The sequence below is a fragment of the Exiguobacterium sp. SH3S1 genome (assembly GCF_004337105.1).
Classification (GTDB): Bacteria; Bacillota; Bacilli; order Exiguobacteriales; family Exiguobacteriaceae; genus Exiguobacterium; species Exiguobacterium aurantiacum_A.
Genome location: NZ_SJUW01000022.1, coordinates 1 through 15,909, shown reverse-complemented (window position 1 = coordinate 15,909; position 15,909 = coordinate 1). Strand labels below are relative to the sequence as shown.

Annotated in this window: 11 protein-coding genes, 14 tRNA genes and 2 rRNA genes; 25 read left to right on the top strand and 2 right to left on the bottom strand. The window is 51.1% G+C overall.

From position 1 onward, the window contains the following. The 20 genes from EVJ26_RS14050 to EVJ26_RS13955 form a co-directional block, all read left to right on the top strand. Positions 1–123: ribosomal RNA gene (locus tag EVJ26_RS14050) — 23S ribosomal RNA — on the top strand; the annotation flags it as partial. Between the two features lie 94 nt (positions 124–217). Next, a 5S ribosomal RNA gene (gene rrf / locus EVJ26_RS14045) occupies positions 218–333 on the top strand. Positions 334–341: 8 nt separating this feature from the next. After that, positions 342–416, top strand: a tRNA-Asn gene (locus tag EVJ26_RS14040). A 15-nt stretch (positions 417–431) separates the two neighbouring features. Then, a tRNA-Ser gene (locus tag EVJ26_RS14035) sits at positions 432–522 on the top strand. 19 nt (positions 523–541) lie between these two features. Beyond that, positions 542–616, top strand: a tRNA-Glu gene (locus EVJ26_RS14030). A gap of 17 nt (positions 617–633) precedes the next feature. Further along, positions 634–707 (top strand) — tRNA-Met (locus EVJ26_RS14025). 8 nt (positions 708–715) lie between these two features. Continuing rightward, positions 716–791: transfer RNA gene (locus tag EVJ26_RS14020), tRNA-Asp, on the top strand. Positions 792–822: 31 nt separating this feature from the next. Then, a tRNA-Phe gene (locus tag EVJ26_RS14015) sits at positions 823–898 on the top strand. 3 nt (positions 899–901) lie between these two features. Then, positions 902–985: transfer RNA gene (locus EVJ26_RS14010), tRNA-Tyr, on the top strand. A 4-nt stretch (positions 986–989) separates the two neighbouring features. Further along, positions 990–1,060: transfer RNA gene (locus tag EVJ26_RS14005), tRNA-Trp, on the top strand. 9 nt (positions 1,061–1,069) lie between these two features. Next, positions 1,070–1,145, top strand: a tRNA-His gene (locus EVJ26_RS14000). Between the two features lie 6 nt (positions 1,146–1,151). Further along, a tRNA-Gln gene (locus tag EVJ26_RS13995) sits at positions 1,152–1,226 on the top strand. A 4-nt stretch (positions 1,227–1,230) separates the two neighbouring features. Continuing rightward, positions 1,231–1,305 (top strand) — tRNA-Gly (locus tag EVJ26_RS13990). 12 nt (positions 1,306–1,317) lie between these two features. Beyond that, positions 1,318–1,391: transfer RNA gene (locus tag EVJ26_RS13985), tRNA-Cys, on the top strand. Positions 1,392–1,400: 9 nt separating this feature from the next. Further along, a tRNA-Leu gene (locus EVJ26_RS13980) sits at positions 1,401–1,481 on the top strand. Positions 1,482–1,487: 6 nt separating this feature from the next. After that, positions 1,488–1,558 (top strand) — tRNA-Gly (locus EVJ26_RS13975). A gap of 73 nt (positions 1,559–1,631) precedes the next feature. Continuing rightward, positions 1,632–2,780, top strand: a complete 1,149-nt coding sequence (gene queG, locus EVJ26_RS13970; protein WP_131458165.1) for a tRNA epoxyqueuosine(34) reductase QueG — start codon at positions 1,632–1,634, stop codon at positions 2,778–2,780. Continuing rightward, positions 2,770–3,204 carry a methylated-DNA--[protein]-cysteine S-methyltransferase gene (locus EVJ26_RS13965; protein WP_131458163.1) on the top strand — a complete coding sequence of 145 codons (435 nt, stop codon included), beginning with the start codon at positions 2,770–2,772 and terminating at the stop codon, positions 3,202–3,204. The genes queG and EVJ26_RS13965 overlap by 11 nt, the downstream gene beginning before the upstream one ends. 10 nt (positions 3,205–3,214) lie before the next feature. Next, positions 3,215–3,688 carry a tRNA (uridine(34)/cytosine(34)/5-carboxymethylaminomethyluridine(34)-2'-O)-methyltransferase TrmL gene (gene trmL / locus EVJ26_RS13960; protein WP_131458153.1) on the top strand — a complete coding sequence of 158 codons (474 nt, stop codon included), beginning with the start codon at positions 3,215–3,217 and terminating at the stop codon, positions 3,686–3,688. A gap of 228 nt (positions 3,689–3,916) precedes the next feature. After that, positions 3,917–4,474 (top strand): DUF5366 family protein, encoded by a 558-nt coding sequence (locus EVJ26_RS13955; RefSeq protein ID WP_131441616.1) that lies wholly within the window; start codon positions 3,917–3,919, stop codon positions 4,472–4,474. Between the two features lie 90 nt (positions 4,475–4,564). Here the strand turns inward: EVJ26_RS13955 and EVJ26_RS13950 are convergent, their stop codons facing one another. Beyond that, a complete protein-coding gene (locus tag EVJ26_RS13950; RefSeq protein WP_236634124.1) occupies positions 4,565–6,352 on the bottom strand; it encodes a transglycosylase domain-containing protein in 1,788 nt (595 codons plus the stop codon). 152 nt (positions 6,353–6,504) lie between these two features. Here EVJ26_RS13950 and EVJ26_RS13945 point away from each other — a divergent pair, with 152 nt between their 5' ends. The 4 genes from EVJ26_RS13945 to EVJ26_RS13930 are packed head-to-tail and all read left to right on the top strand — an operon-like array spanning position 6,505 to position 12,694. Beyond that, positions 6,505–7,659: a glucose-1-phosphate adenylyltransferase gene (locus EVJ26_RS13945; protein ID WP_131458149.1), complete on the top strand. Its 1,155-nt coding sequence runs from the start codon at positions 6,505–6,507 to the stop codon at positions 7,657–7,659. Between the two features lie 34 nt (positions 7,660–7,693). Then, entirely contained in the window at positions 7,694–8,794 is a 1,101-nt protein-coding gene (gene glgD, locus EVJ26_RS13940; RefSeq protein WP_131458147.1) for a glucose-1-phosphate adenylyltransferase subunit GlgD, read from the top strand. A gap of 11 nt (positions 8,795–8,805) precedes the next feature. Continuing rightward, complete coding sequence (glgA, locus tag EVJ26_RS13935; RefSeq protein WP_131458145.1) at positions 8,806–10,239, top strand: glycogen synthase GlgA; 1,434 nt, start codon at positions 8,806–8,808, stop codon at positions 10,237–10,239. A 22-nt stretch (positions 10,240–10,261) separates the two neighbouring features. Continuing rightward, positions 10,262–12,694, top strand: a complete 2,433-nt coding sequence (locus tag EVJ26_RS13930) for a glycogen/starch/alpha-glucan phosphorylase (RefSeq protein WP_131470768.1) — start codon at positions 10,262–10,264, stop codon at positions 12,692–12,694. Positions 12,695–13,114: 420 nt separating this feature from the next. Here the strand turns inward: EVJ26_RS13930 and EVJ26_RS13925 are convergent, their stop codons facing one another. Then, the gene (locus EVJ26_RS13925; RefSeq protein WP_236635597.1) at positions 13,115–13,933 is read right to left on the bottom strand and encodes a sulfurtransferase; all 819 of its coding nucleotides are present in this window, start codon (positions 13,931–13,933) and stop codon (positions 13,115–13,117) included. A gap of 97 nt (positions 13,934–14,030) precedes the next feature. Between EVJ26_RS13925 and EVJ26_RS13920 the strand changes: the two genes are divergently transcribed. Beyond that, positions 14,031–15,758, top strand: coding sequence for a phospho-sugar mutase (locus EVJ26_RS13920; RefSeq protein ID WP_131468828.1), 1,728 nt, complete (start codon positions 14,031–14,033; stop codon positions 15,756–15,758). The last annotated feature ends 151 nt before the right edge of the window (positions 15,759–15,909 follow it).

Sequence of the window (15,909 nt, the reverse complement as noted above, 5' to 3'; positions counted from 1 at the left end):
GATGAGATTTCCCTTTGAGCAATCAAGAAAGACCCCTCAGAGACGATGAGGTAGATAGGTCATGGGTGGAAGCACGGCGACGTGTGGAGCTGAATGATACTAATCGGTCGAGGCTTTGATCTAGAAATGGTTTGTATTGATGAATCTTCAGTTTTGAGAGTTCAATCTCTTAAAAACATATTGACGTCACTGTTAAATGATGTTAATATAATACTTGTCTGGTGGCGACAGCGAAGCGGCCACACCCGTTCCCATGCCGAACACGGAAGTTAAGCGCTTCAGCGCCGAAAGTAGTTGGGGGTCTCCCCCTGTGAGGATAGGACGTTGCCAGGCAAGATCGTTCCGCAATAGCTCAGTGGTAGAGCAACCGGCTGTTAACCGGTAGGTCGTAGGTTCAAATCCTACTTGCGGAGCCACTTTTTCTCTTCTTTGGAGAGCTGTCCGAGTGGCCGAAGGAGCACGATTGGAATTCGTGTAGGCGGCACAACCGTCTCAAGGGTTCGAATCCCTTGCTCTCCGCCAGTTTATCCATACTAATTATGGCCCGTTGGTCAAGCGGTTAAGACACCGCCCTTTCACGGCGGTAACACGGGTTCGATTCCCGTACGGGTCACCATTTAATTTTTATATCGTCGCGGGGTGGAGCAGTCTGGTAGCTCGTTGGGCTCATAACCCAAAGGTCGTTGGTTCAAATCCAGCCCCCGCAATTAGCTTTGGTCCTGTGGTGTAGCGGTTAACATGTCTGCCTGTCACGCAGAAGATCGCGGGTTCGAATCCCGTCAGGACCGCCATTTTTTTATTTAACTAAATTACTACATACATGGCTTTGTAGCTCAGTTGGTAGAGCAAAGGACTGAAAATCCTTGTGTCGGCGGTTCGATTCCGTCCAAAGCCACCATGTGGGGGGGTAGCGAAGTGGCTAAACGCGGCGGACTGTAAATCCGCTCCCTCGGGTTCGGCGGTTCGAATCCGCCCCCCCCCACCACTTTAGGGGCATAGTTTAGCGGTAGAACTACGGTCTCCAAAACCGTCAGCGCGGGTTCGATTCCTGCTGCCCCTGTTTATTATGGCGATTGTGGCGAAGTGGTTAACGCACCGGATTGTGATTCCGGCATTCGAGGGTTCAATTCCCTTCAGTCGCCCCATTTTGTTGGGCTGTAGCCAAGTGGTAAGGCATCGGATTTTGATTCCGACATGCGTAGGTTCGATCCCTTCCAGCCCAGCCATTTTGCGGAAGTAGTTCAGTGGTAGAATACGACCTTGCCAAGGTCGGGGTCGCGGGTTCGAATCCCGTCTTCCGCTCCATTTAATCTCTTTGGCGCCATAGCCAAGTGGTAAGGCAGAGGACTGCAACTCCTCTATCGTCGGTTCGATTCCGACTGGCGCCTCCAACATAATATGCCGGTGTGGCGGAATTGGTAGACGCGCACGACTCAAAATCGTGTTCCTCTGGAGTGTCGGTTCGACTCCGACCACCGGTACTCTCTGCGGGTGTAGTTTAATGGTAAAACCTCAGCCTTCCAAGCTGATGACGAGAGTTCGATTCTCTTCACCCGCTTCATATCTCTCTGCCCTTAGTGGCGGGGAGATTTTTTGTATGCGAAAATAAGAAGAGTGAGGTGATGAATGGGATGACTCCTGAGATACTAAAACAACAGATTGTCGAGTACGCTGCGTCAATCGGGATCGATGAGTTGAAAGTGACGACGGCCGATCCGTTCATCGTCATGAAACAACGGCTCATCAAACAACAAGAGAAAGACTTCGCTTCAGGATTTGAAGAACCGGATCTTGATAAGCGGACGACGCCTGAACTATTGTTAGAGGACGCCCAGTCGATCATTGCGATTGCGGTTGCCTACCCGAGCAAATTGAAAGATGCGCCCCGAAGCGTGGTAGGTGAACGGCGTGGGTTGTTCGCGCGTGCCTCGTGGGGGCTTGACTATCATCGCGCCGTCGGCTCACGGCTTGAACAGCTTCAAGTGTATATCGAAGAACTCGTTCCCGGCGTCAAAACGCGCTCGATGGTCGACACGGGTGAACTCGTTGACCGGGCTGTGGCCGAACGGGCCGGAATCGGGTTTAGTGGAAAAAATTGCTCGATCATTTCGCCGGAGAAGGGATCTTACCTGTACTTGGGCGAGATGATTTTAGACACATATCTGCCGCCCGATACAGCAATCGAGGACGGGTGCGGGGACTGTGATAAGTGCATGACCGCCTGTCCGACGACGGCGCTCGTCGAACCGGGTGTGCTTGACGCCAAACGGTGCATCGCTTACTTGACCCAGATGAAGACGCTCATGCCGAGAGAGTTCCGCTCGAAGCTTGGCGGACGCCTTTACGGCTGTGATACGTGCCAACAAGTCTGTCCATATAACCGTAAGAAAGATTGGCGCCATCATGAAGAGCTGTTGCCGGAGGCAGAAGTCGTCAAACCGTTGCTCGAACCGCTGCTCAGCTTGAGTAACCGCGAGTTCAAGGCGAAGTTTGGTCACTTGTCCGGCTCGTGGCGCGGTAAGAAGCCTATTCAACGTAACGCGATCTTAGCGCTCGCGCATTATCGTGAACCGTCAGCCGTCTCGGTGCTCGAAACATTCATTCAAACCGATGAGCGTGAAGACATGCGGGCGACGGCTGTCTGGGCGATCGGTGCGATTCTCGGTACTGATGCCGAAGCAATCTATCAAGAGATCGAACGCGTAGAGCAATCAGAACTGGTTAAAGAAGAGATTCGTATATTCCGAGAGGAGTGGGAACGTGAAGACCGTGTCATCTAAATGGGGAACGTTATCATACGAATTAAATGAGCAGGGGAAATTAATTGCGTTAGATTTTGCGGAAACAGAACAGGCAGATGGGAGCGCACCGATGTGGCTCGTCGACATGATCGAACGGGTCGAACGGGAAGGACTCCAAGCAATTGACCGCGCCTGGATTGACATGAACGGGACGGTTTTCCAACAAGAAGTGTGGGATGCGCTGTTGACGATCCCGTCTGGTGAGACGCGGACGTATAAACAAATCGCGGAGCAGATCGGACGTCCGAAAGCAGTCCGTGCTGTCGGCCAGGCGTTGAACCGTAATCCGCTGCCTGTCATCTTCCCATGCCATCGTGTCGTCGGCAGCAGCGGACAGCTCACGGGTTTTGCGGGCGGGCTCGATCAAAAACAACGATTACTCGATATCGAACAAGTGAAGTGAGGAATAGATTATGGCTAACCATGTAGTAATGTTTCAACCGGAAATCCCGGCAAATACGGGCAACGTCTCGCGGACGTGTGCGGCAACGAACTCGGTGCTCCATCTGATTCGTCCGCTCGGCTTCTCGACGGATGACAAAATGTTAAAACGGGCCGGCCTCGACTATTGGCAGTTCGTTGACGTCCGTTACCATGACTCGCTTGACGAACTATGGGCACAACATCCGGACGGCGAGTTTTTCTATATTACAAAGTACGGCGAACAGTATCCGAGTGACCTTGACGTGTCTGACGTCGAGAAGGACTATTTCTTCGTCTTCGGACGTGAGACGAAAGGCTTGCCGATGGAAGTGATCGAGGACAACCTTGACCGCTGCATCCGCTTGCCCCAGTCAAACCTCGTCCGTTCGCTCAACGTCTCGAACACGGCGGCCATCATCGTCTATGAGGCGCTACGCCAACAAGGTTATGCGGGATTAAAGTAAGAAAAAAGAGCCCGATTCGTGAGAATCGCGGCTCTTATTGATTACCTTCAGGTTTTCTGTTGTATCCTGCTGTTAAGATCGCCGCAAGGAAGGCGACGCTGATTCCGACCATTAGTAATAATCCCATTTAAAAATCCCCCTTTTGTTCTCCGTGACTACGAATATTATAATATACTTGATAATAGATTTGCACTGAATATGAGAAATTCTTGTGAAATGAGAGCCGATATGAAAACAAATGTGTACTTGTTAAGCTACGCCCCGTTGATTGGGATCATTCTTTTTTCGATGTCACTCGCTATCGCCACATCTGAATACGCCATTCAATGGCTGACGCGTGTCGGGGTGTATAGTGAAATCATCGCGCTGTTGTCTGTCCAAGAGACGAAGATCCTCGTGCTCGTCATGTTCTTCACGATATACTTCATGCTGTTTAGCGCCTTTAAACTCGTCGCCGATACGTTTAACCAACTCGGTTTCGCATTTTTTGCGCGTGAGACGAACGGGAGCTCGCTCCATCGCTTAAAGCCAGGAGCGACAATTTTCTTGGTCGGTTCAGGTGTCAGTTTTTTGTTTTTGACTTCACTGCCGGCAGCGATTGCGGTCTTGCTTGGCACGTTTGTCGTCTATTTATTCTACTACATTTGGCAAGTCAGCCAGTTGATGTCGACACTTCGAGCAATCGGGCTCTTGTTGATTCAAGCGATGATGTGGGCGATTCTGTTAAGCGGGCTCGTTTGGGCGCTCCTCAGGCTGTTTAACTCGGTCGGGGATATCATCTTATGAACACTGTGACAGGAGAAGAGTGGCTGGTCCATCTGAAAACATACAGACAGACGAAACAAGGCTAGAGGACTCATCCTCTAGCCTTGTTTTTTAGCGATGCGCCTCTGTCCAAACGATAGCCGGGTACGCCCGGTTGGCAAGCTCCGGGAACGGACGCGGCGTGTCGGCACCGAGCCAGATTGCCGTGATCGTCTGATCGGTCAAGCCGACATACCACATGTCCTTATGCGAGTTGGTCGTGCCGGTCTTGCCTCCGACGTAAGGGCGCTTGATCTGGCCGGCGTAACGTCCCGTCCCGTACGTTGTGACGGCAGATAACGCTTCTTGCATCGCCGAGGCCGTCTCGTCCGACCAGACGGCTTGTTTCATCATGTCCGGGCTGATTGTCGGGACGCCCGAAGCAAAGCGGATTTCTTTAATCGTCTGACCAGATACGTACACACCTTTATTGAGAAAAGGCGTGTACGCGGCAGCGAGTTCCTTCGGAGATACTCCTTGTGTCAGACCGCCGAGCGCGCTCGCGAGATTGCTGTCCTTGGCTGGATCCCACTGGCTGAACATCATGTCGGCCGTCTCGTACGCTCGCTCTTGGTCGATCGCCGTGAACGCGGCGAGTGCCGGTGTGTTATACGAGTAAGCGATCGTATCTTGGAGCGTGACGTCGCCTAGGACACGGTTGCCGCTGTTCGTCGGGCAATACGTCCCGTAACAGACAGGTCGTCCGTCAAGCACCGTATCGAGCGTCGCTCCGGTCTCTTCGATGTAAGGCGCAAACACAAGGACAGGTTTTATAGCCGAGCCCGGCTGCCGGTACGCTTGGGTGGCCCGGTTGAATTCACCACTCTGCTTCATATCAGAATCGACGAGGGCGACGATGCGCCCGTTCGGCGTCAATTCGGCATAGCCCCCGTTCAAGCCGTTCGGTAAGCGGCTCATCACTTGTTTCGCTTGGTTTTGACGTTCGACGGACAAATACGTTTCGACTGTCGCTTTATTGCTCGCCAAGTAGTTTTTGGCCGCCTCTTCATCGAGGTCATAACGTGTACGGACGAGGCGGACCGCGTCTTTCATGACCGTGTCCATATAGTCTGGATAGCGGACTTTGTGGCTGCGATAAGAGGCCTTGAGTTTGACGCCGTGAAACGCATCATATGCTTGCTTTGATAGGACGCCCGCATCTCTCAATTGCGTGAGGATGCGATCTTTACGCTCGTAAAAGGCAGGCGACGGGTCAAGCGGATCGTAAAGGGACGGATTATTCGGCACGGTCAGCAAGTAAGCGATCTGGTTCCAGTTCAAATCGTCGAGTGGACGGGAGAAGTACGTATCGGCCGCCGACTGGATACCATAGACGTTATGACCGAAGAAAATGACGTTGCTGTAGGCGGTCATAATTTCTTTTTTACTATAATTTTTTTCAAGCGCTCGTGCGATCATTAATTCCTTTACTTTGCGCTCATACGTCCGTTCGTGCGTTAAATAAACGTTTCGGGCCAGTTGTTGGGTAATCGTGCTCCCGCCTTGGACCGACGATTCGTTGGCGTTATTGATGAACGCTCGGGCAATCCCTCCGAGGTCATAGCCGGGATGGGCGTTGAACTTCCGGTCCTCAATGACGATGATTGCTTCACGGATGTGATTCGGAAGCCCATTGACGGAGACGTCGTTGCGGCGACCGTTCAAGTACAGCTGTTCCGCCCCTCCTTTATAAGTGAGCGTGACAGCATGTTTCGATGAGAGCGGAGCGGAGCTGACGGCCTCTTCACCCCACTCGACAATCGTTTTCGCTTGGTCAATCTCTTCTTTTAAAGCTCCGCTGACTGTGAAGCCGACGGCAACCAATCCAGCAATAAACACAACCCCGAGCCATGCTCTCATCGTCTCACCTCTTTCTCTATTCATTATATCGTCAAACTTTCAATAAAATTCAAAATGTAAACGCTATCATATAATAATTTAAGCAGGAATACATTAGGAAACAGCGAAAAAGGGTATTAGAGGTTTATATTATGAATTTAGGAGGCAGTACTATGAAGCAAGAAATGGTTGCGATGCTCCTCGCTGGCGGGGAAGGCAAGAGACTTGGGCCTCTCACAAGAAAGACGGCAAAGCCTGCCGTCAACTTTGGAGGGAAGTACCGGATTATCGATTTCCCACTATCGAACTGTACGAATTCGGGAATCACGACAGTCGGTGTGTTGACACAATATGAGCCGTTAGAATTAAACCGTTACCTCGGCATCGGGTCTGCCTGGGATTTAGATCGCCGCAATGGCGGATTAGCTATCTTGCCGCCATACCAAGCTCAGTCGGGGAAAAACTGGTACGAAGGTACTGCGAATGCGATCTACCGGAACTTGAGCTATATCGATGACTACGATCCGGAGTACGTGTTGATCTTATCGGGAGATCACATTTACAAAATGGATTACGAGAAGATGCTCGATTTCCACAAAGAAAAACAAGCCGATGTGACGATTTCAGTCATGGCCGTCCCATGGGATGAAGCACCGCGCTTCGGAATCTTGAATACGAGCGATGATTTGCGTATTAACGAATTCGATGAAAAACCTGAGAAGCCGAAGAGCAACTTGGCGTCGATGGGGATCTATATCTTCAACTGGAAAGTGTTGCGCGAACACTTGATTCAAGACGCGGAAGACGAGACGTCAAGCTTTGACTTTGGGAAGAACATCATTCCAAACACGCTTATCGACGGATTGAACGTCTTCGCCTATAAATTCAAAGGCTACTGGAAAGACGTTGGTACGATCCAGTCACTATGGGAAGCGAACATGGACCTGCTCGAAGAAGATCCTCCGTTCGATTTATATGACCCAGACTTTAAAATTTACTCGGTCAACCCGAACCAAACGCCGCAATTCATCGGAAAAGATGCTTGTGTCGAGCAGTCGGTCATCAATGAAGGATGCCGAATCGAAGGAGAAGTCCAACATTCGGTCTTGTTCTATGACGTGCGTGTCGGTGAAGGGTCGCTTGTGAAAGACTCCGTCATCATGCCAGGGGCCCGCATCGGGAAAGACGTTACAATTCATAGAGCCATTGTCGCTAGCTGTGCCGTCATTGAAGACGGCGCGACAGTTGGTGAGCCGGGGGGTGACATCGTTGTCATCGAGCCGCATGAAAATATCGAAAGTGGAACAGTCTTCAAGCAACGTGCTTGATACTAAAATAGACCGACGCAAGGAGGCGTTATTGTTGACGAATGATTTGTTAGGAATCATCAACTTAGGTACCGAAGAAGGGTTATTCCCGGAGTTAACGGGACATCGCAACTTAGCATCTGTCCCGTTCTCGGGGCGCTATCGTCTCATCGACTTTACATTGACGAATATGATTACCCAAGGTATCGATCAAGTTGGGATTTTTACACTTGATAAGTATCGTTCTTTAATGGACCATGTAGGATCAGGCAAAGAGTGGGATCTTGACCGCTCACAAGGCGGATTGCATATCTTCCCGCCGGCGCTTAAACCGGATGGCGAAGCCTATCTCGGAGATTTAGCGAACTTCGCGATGCACCGGGAACACTTCGTGCGCAGCAAACAAGCTTACGTCGTCATTACCGGCTCGAACGTGTTGACGACAATCGATTATCAAAACATGCTCGAACATCATAAATCGATGGGTGCGGACATCACGCTCGCCTACACGGAGCATGAACAAAAATGTGGCTACTGTCGTCCGATTCGACTCGGGGAAAACGACCGTGTCGTCGGGATCGGGGAGCGCGGCTTTAGCCCGGACGATGAGCATGCATATACAGAAACGATCGTTATGTCGAAAAACTTATTCCTCCGCCTCGTCGATGAAGCGACGTCAAAAGGGGAGTATGACTTGTTAGACGGCGTTATTCGTCCTCAGCTCCACCGTCTCCACGTTCATGGATATCACTATACGGGTAAAACGCAGGTGATTCACTCGGTGCTTTCGTACTATAATGAAAGTATGCGCTTACTTCGCCAAGAAGGAATCATCTACGACTTCCCTCATATTTACACGAAGATCAAACATGAGCCGCCGACTCGCTACTTGAAAGGGGCGAAAGTGAATGAAGCGCTAGTCGCCAATGGATGTAAAATCAGTGGAGAAGTCCAAACTAGCATTTTGTTCCGGGGTGTGGTCATCAGTGAACATGCGCGCGTCAAAAATTCAATCATTTTATCCAAGTCGATCATCGAAGAAGGGGCTGTCGTCGAGAACGCCATTTTAGACAAAGAAGTGGTCGTGAAACGTGGACAGGTCATTCGTGGAACGGTCGATGAACCGATCGTCATCAGAAAACGGACAACGGTTTAAAGGAGGATATTATGAAAATATGGTATGTCGCTTCAGAAGCGGCACCGTTCATGAAAACGGGGGGGCTTGCCGATGTGATTGGCTCGCTCCCTCAAGCGGTGTCTAGCCTTGGTGAAGATGTCAGTGTCGTAATGCCGAAGTATGGCTCGATTGCACAAGAATATGTCGATGAGATGGAATATTTATTCGATTTGATCGTCCCGGTCGGCTGGCGTAAGCAGTTCGGGGCCGTCTTGAAGTTAGAGCGCGACGGGATCACGTATTACTTTATCGATAACGAGTACTATTTTAATCGCGAAGGCGTGCTCTACGGTCATTACGATGATGCAGAACGATTCGCCTTTTTCTCCCGAGCCGTCCTTGAGATGATCGGGCAGATTGAAGAAGTTCCGGACGTGTTGCACTGCCACGATTGGCAGACGGGTGTCCTTCCGGCGTTTCTACGAATCCATTATCAACACATCGAAGCGTACCAAAAGATTCGAACGGTCTTTACTATCCATAACCTGCAATACCAGGGGATCTTCCCGGAAGCTGTGCTTGGTGAACTGCTGCAGTTTGGGCACGAGCATTTCACGGCAGAGGGCATCCAACATAACGGCCTCGTCAATTACATGAAGGCCGGTATCGTCCATTCCGACCAAATCACGACGGTGAGTCCATCTTATCGCGATGAGATCATGGAACCTTACTATGGCGAAGGTTTAGATGCGGCACTACGCCACCGTGCCGTCGACGTCCGCGGCATCTTGAACGGTCTCGATTTGGCGACGAACGACCCGAGCACGGACAAACGAATCGCACAAACGTATGATCTCGATACGGTCAAAACAGGGAAGCTTGCCAACAAGCGCATGCTTCAAGAACGTTACGGTCTCGAAGTGCGTGATGATATCATGTTGATCGGATTCGTGAGTCGTCTCGTCGAGCAAAAAGGTCTCGATTTGATTCATGCGGTGAACCATGAGTTGGGGAATTTGGATTGCCAGTTCGTCTTCCTTGGATCGGGTCAACCTGAATATGAGGCGATTGTTCATGAGATGACGGCAGCCCATCCTGGGAAAATCGGTTCGTATATCGGGTTCGATATCGAACTGGCCCACTTGATTTATGCGGGATCAGACGCCTTCTTGATGCCATCTCGATTCGAACCGTGCGGCCTTAGCCAATTGATCTCGATGCGTTATGGAACGCTTCCGATCGTTCGTGAGACAGGCGGACTCCGAGACACGGTCAAACCTTACAATGATTATACGCAAGAAGGGACTGGCTTCGGTTTCTTGAACTACAACGCTCACGAGATGCTCGCGACGATTGAAAAATCAATTCGTGTCTTCTACGAGGATAACACTTGGAATGCGCTCGTCCATCAAGCGATGACTTCGGACTTCAGCTGGAAACAATCCGCTAAGCAATACCGTGAGTTATATCACCTATTCGCATGACTGGAAGGAGATTTACACATATATGTTTACAGATAAACAGAGCTTCGTCACTTCGTTTCAAGAAAGATTCGTCGCCTTAAACGGGAAATCGTTCGATGAAGGGACCGAGCAGGAAGTGTATCAAACGTTGGCAACGATGGTGCGTGAACAAGCGATTCCGAAATGGATCAACACACGCGACAAGCAAGAAGCCAAACAGAGCAAGCAAGTCATCTATTTCTCGCTCGAGTTTTTGTTAGGCCGCTTCCTCTATAACAACTTACTCAGTATGGATGTTTTAGAAGTTGTCCAAGAAGGACTTGAAGAACTCGGTTTTGATTTCACGGAAATCACGGAGTTCGAGCCGGAACCTGGACTCGGTAATGGTGGACTGGGCCGTCTGGCCGCTTGTTTCCTCGATTCACTTGCCGCGCTCAGTCTGCCCGGTCACGGTAACGGGATTCGTTATCGTTACGGTTTGTTCAAACAAAAAATCGTCGACGGCTATCAAGTCGAGTTGCCGGACAACTGGCTCCGAGACGGAAATATGTGGGAGACGCGCCGTGCCGATCGTGCGGTTGACGTGAATTTTGGGGGCTGGATCGAGATGAAGCAGATCGGAGACCGTCTCCGTGTCGTTCATCACCCAGACGAAGTCGTACGCGCCGTCCCATACGATATGCCGATCATCGGTTACAAGAACGACGTTGTGAACACGCTCCGGCTTTGGAATGCGGAGTCGCCATTTGATGACGAAGAGTATATGGAACGCACGAAAGGGTCGTACAAAGACTTGTTGAAACACAAGCAGTCGATTGCGACGATCTCGGAGTTCCTTTATCCGGACGACACGACGTATGAAGGTAAAGTGCTCCGTTTGAAACAACAGTACTTCTTCGTGTCAGCGGGTGTCCAATCGATGATCGCGTCTTACTTGCGACACAACAAATCACTCAAACATTTAGGCGACTACTACGCTGTCCACATTAACGATACCCACCCGGTCGTCGCGATCCCTGAACTGATGCGGATTTTGATGGATGATCACGGATATGGCTGGGATGAGGCGTGGCGCGTGACGAAGAGTGTCATGTCGTTCACAAACCATACACTTCTCGCCGAGGCGCTTGAAAAGTGGCCGGTCGAGATGTACGAGCGTCTATTACCACGAATCTATCAAATCATTAATGAAATCAACCGTCGTTTCTGTAGAGACGTGCTCGTCAATTATCCACACCTTGAACCGCATATGGGTGAGATTGCGATCGTCTCGAACAATTACATTAACATGGCAAACCTTGCCGTCGTCGGGTCACATTCGACGAACGGGGTCGCCCGTATTCATACAGATATTTTAAAACAACGCGAGATGCGCCACTTGTACGAAATGTTCCCGCTTCGTTTCAATAACAAGACGAACGGCATCACGCATCGCCGTTGGCTCTTGAAATCAAATCCACGTCTATCGAACTTGATCACGGACGCAATCGGTCCGTCATGGATCGAGCACCCGAACGATCTTGAGAAGTTGATGGGCGTCTCGAAAGATACGAGCTTCCAGGAGCAAGTGATGGAAGTAAAACAACAAAATAAACTCGACTTAGCGGCTTACATTCAAGATGAGACGGGAATCAGTGTCGACCCGAACTCGATTTTCGATGTTCAAGTCAAACGTCTGCACGCGTACAAGCGTCAGCTCATGAACGCGATGCATATTCACGCGCTCTATCAAAAGATTCAAGCAGACCCGACGTTCACAATGGTCCCACGGACGTTCATCTTCGGAGCGAAAGCGGCGCCAGGTTATTATTACGCGAAAGAAGTCATCCGCTACATCAATGCCCTCGCGTCGATGATTAACAAGGACAAACGGGCGAGTCAGTTCATCAAGATCGTTTTTCTTGAGAACTACCGCGTCTCGATGGCCGAACGGATCTTCCCGGGCTCGGACGTTAGTGAACAGATCTCGACGGCGAGCTACGAGGCGTCAGGAACCGGAAACATGAAGTTCATGATGAACGGAGCGCTCACAATCGGTACGCTTGACGGGGCGAACATCGAGATTCGCGATGCGGTCAGTGACGACCATATCTTCATTTTCGGATTGGCGCCGCAAGAAGTCATGAACTATAAGAAATTCGGCGGGTATCATGCGGCCGACATTTATCATGCCAACACCGAAGTACGTAACGTCGTCGACAGTCTCGTCAACGGGACGTTCGATAAGGTCGGGGAGTATCAATTCCAAGCGATCTTTGATTCGCTTCTCGTCTATAATGATGACTTCCTCGTCTTGAAAGACTTCATGTCCTACATGCAGGCACAGCGACGCGTCGATGAAGCGTTCGCAGATAAGGCGCGTTGGGCGGAAAGTTCAATCGTCAATACGGCTAAGTCTGGTATTTTCTCGAGTGACCGCACCATCACGGAATATGCGAACGCGGTTTGGAACATCAAGCCGACGAGTGTGAATTGAACTACCCCCACCTAGGCCTTGCTTAGAGGTGGAGGATTCCTGAGTTATCCGGCCTAACGACCGGAACATTATCAGGCTACCCCCGTTGTCCCGACGGTTGAAAGTTGATCTTGTCCGTTTCTTTAGTGCGGATGCCTACTTTGCTTGGTTTTCGCTACTTCGGTCATCCGCTAGGTGAACGTTGAAGATTTTACGTGACAGACGAACTTCCTGCCACAACCCTATATCTTCAGTTTTCAAGGAACGTGACACTTATTTTTTACCGGATTTCAGGAAGTTCAAACACGATGTCGAACCATTGACGTATCGAAAGACACGCCTGGTTCGAAGGCGATTCATCTCCCACTTTCACTAGGGCTTCGCCCGCGTCGTTTAGAAGTGGGAGTATTCTCGTCTAATTTTGATAAAAAAATCCACCCGTTATGGGTGGACCTTGTTGTCTGGATAACTGATCCAGTCAGAGTATGAACCGGGATAGAGACGGACATCGTCTTTACCGAGCGCGTGCAACGCCAAAATGTTCACGCAAGCGGTGACACCGCTGCCGCAATAAAAAATCGGGTTCGGGACATCGAGCACGTTGGTGTAAAGTTCGCGCAAATCGTGAAAGTCTTGAAGCGTCCCGAGCTCCGTGACAGCGTCTACGTATGGGCAGAGCAGGGCGTTCGGGATATGCCCGGCTTTTTTATCGATCGGTTCGTGGCTTCCGTCGTAACGGTCGGCCGTTCTTGAGTCATATAGGCCGCCTGTTGTCGTTGCGGCGCGCACGTCTTCGATCGTGGCGATCATATCGTCGTGGAAATCAGGGACGTATGTCGAAGCAGGGTACGTCGGAATCTCGGTCGTTGTCTCACCACAGTAAGTGATGCCGGCCTGAATTCCGCCTTCGAGCACGATGACGCGCTCATGGCCGGCCCACTTGAATAACCACCAAGCACGTGCGGCGTATGGGAAACCGTCGTCGTAAATAATGATCAAGTCGTCCTTTTGGATGCCGATGCGTCGGAGCGTCTCCGTCCACGCTGCTTTTGACGGGAGCGGGTGACGTCCGCCGTGAACGGACACAGGGCCTGACAAGTCTTCCATCAAGTCGAGATGGATGGCATTCGGGAGATGTCCTTGACGGTACACGTATTTTCCGTATGAAGCGTCGTTCAATGAATAGCGGCAATCAATAAATCGGATTGAGTCCGTATGGACGATTTGTTTCAATTCTTGGGCACGCATAGTTGGAAACATAGTATCACCTCGAAGTTTCGTTACTCCCATCGTATACAAGATGGAACAAATTGGCGAGTACTTCGATTGAATTTGAACGTCGAAAGGGGAATTGACCATGGCATGGCAACAAACATATGAGCGTTGGAATCAATATGAGGAACTTGAACCTTATCTTCGGACCGAATTAGACGAGATGGCAAAAAATGAGACGACACTCGAAGAAGCGTTTTATAAGACGCTTGAATTCGGAACGGGTGGTATGCGCGGTGAGATCGGACCAGGTGCCAATCGAATGAACGTCTATACGATTCGTAAAGCGGCACAAGGATTTGCCGACTTTATTTCGGCGTCAGGCGAGGAAGCGAAACGGCACGGTGTCGTCATCGCCCATGATCCACGTCACTACTCACCTGAATTCGCGCTCGAGGCGGCACGAACGTTTGCATCGAACGGGATCAAGACTTACTTGTTCCCGAGCTTACGGACAACGCCAGAGCTGTCATTCGCCGTCAGACGCTTAGGCGCGTTTGGAGGAGTCGTCATCACGGCGAGTCATAACCCGCCTGAGTATAACGGCTTTAAAGTGTATGGCGCCGACGGCGGGCAATTACCGCCGGCCGAGGCGGACGAGCTCGTGTCTTACGTCAACGCGATCGAGGACGAGTTAAGCATCCCGGTCCAAGACGAAGCAACACTCCGCGCCGACGGGACGCTCGTCACTGTCGATGAGTCTGTCGATGCTGCTTATTTGGAAGCTCTTCAAGCGATTCGAATCCATAAGGACGTCCCAACAGACGCCCTGAAAATCGTCTTCTCGCCCCTTCATGGCACGGGACGTCGCCCAATTATGGAAGGACTCAAGGCGTACGGGTTTGACCATGTTACGATCGTCGAAGAGCAAGCCGAACCAGACGGCGCGTTCCCGACGGTCAGTTCCCCGAACCCGGAAGAGCGAGCGGCGTTCAAGCTGGCGATGGAATATGGTGACCGTGTCAGCGCTGATCTGCTCATGGCGACCGATCCCGATGGTGACCGCGTCGGCTTCACCGTGCGTGACCGCGACGGGGAATGGTTCGTCTTGACGGGGAACCAGACCGGAGCGCTCTTGATGGATTACATCCTATCGCAAAAAGTCGAGACCGGCACGCTGCCAGCGAACGGATTCGTCGCGAAAACGATCGTCACGTCCGAGCTCGGGGCGGCCATCGCCAAAGCGTATGGCGTGCATCTCGAGAACACGCTCACCGGCTTTAAATTCATCGGTGAGAAGATTAAACAGTATGAGGAGTCAGGTGAGTACGAGTTCTTGTTCGGTTATGAAGAGAGCTACGGTTATTTGATCGGCGACTTCTGCCGTGATAAAGACGCTGTTCAGGCGTGCGTGCTCGGCGCCGAGATGGCAGCTTTCCATAAGGCGCAGGGGCGAACGTTGTATGACGCGCTCCAAGCGATTTATGAGAAGTATGGCTTTTATGAGGAATCGCTTCAATCGATGACGTTGAAAGGGAAAGCCGGGCTTGAACAGATCGGCCGGATGATGGAAGCGTTCCGTGCCAACCCGCCGCAAGAAGTTGCCGGCTATGAAGTCGTCCGCTTCGAGGATTACAAGCAACAAGTCGCAACCGAGCTTCGTCAAAATACGACCGAGGACATCGACTTGCCGTCTTCGAACGTGCTCAAATTCGTCTTCGAGGACGGGTCATGGTTCTGTCTCCGCCCGTCTGGCACAGAGCCAAAGATCAAGTTCTATTTCAGTGTTCACGCGGATAGTGCCGAGACGACGACGGCGAAACGTGAAGCGATTGAACGAGACGTTATGAAGCAAGCAAAAGCAATCGACTGACTAGTGTACCACCGCTCAACTGGGGAGGGCACTGAAAAACTTCAAATGATTTTAAGCAGATGAGCGTCGTCCCGGATGGGATGACGCTCATCTGCTTTCATTGCCCTTCGAGCCGCCCTGTCCGGCACGCCGCTTTCCTGGGGGCGGTCAG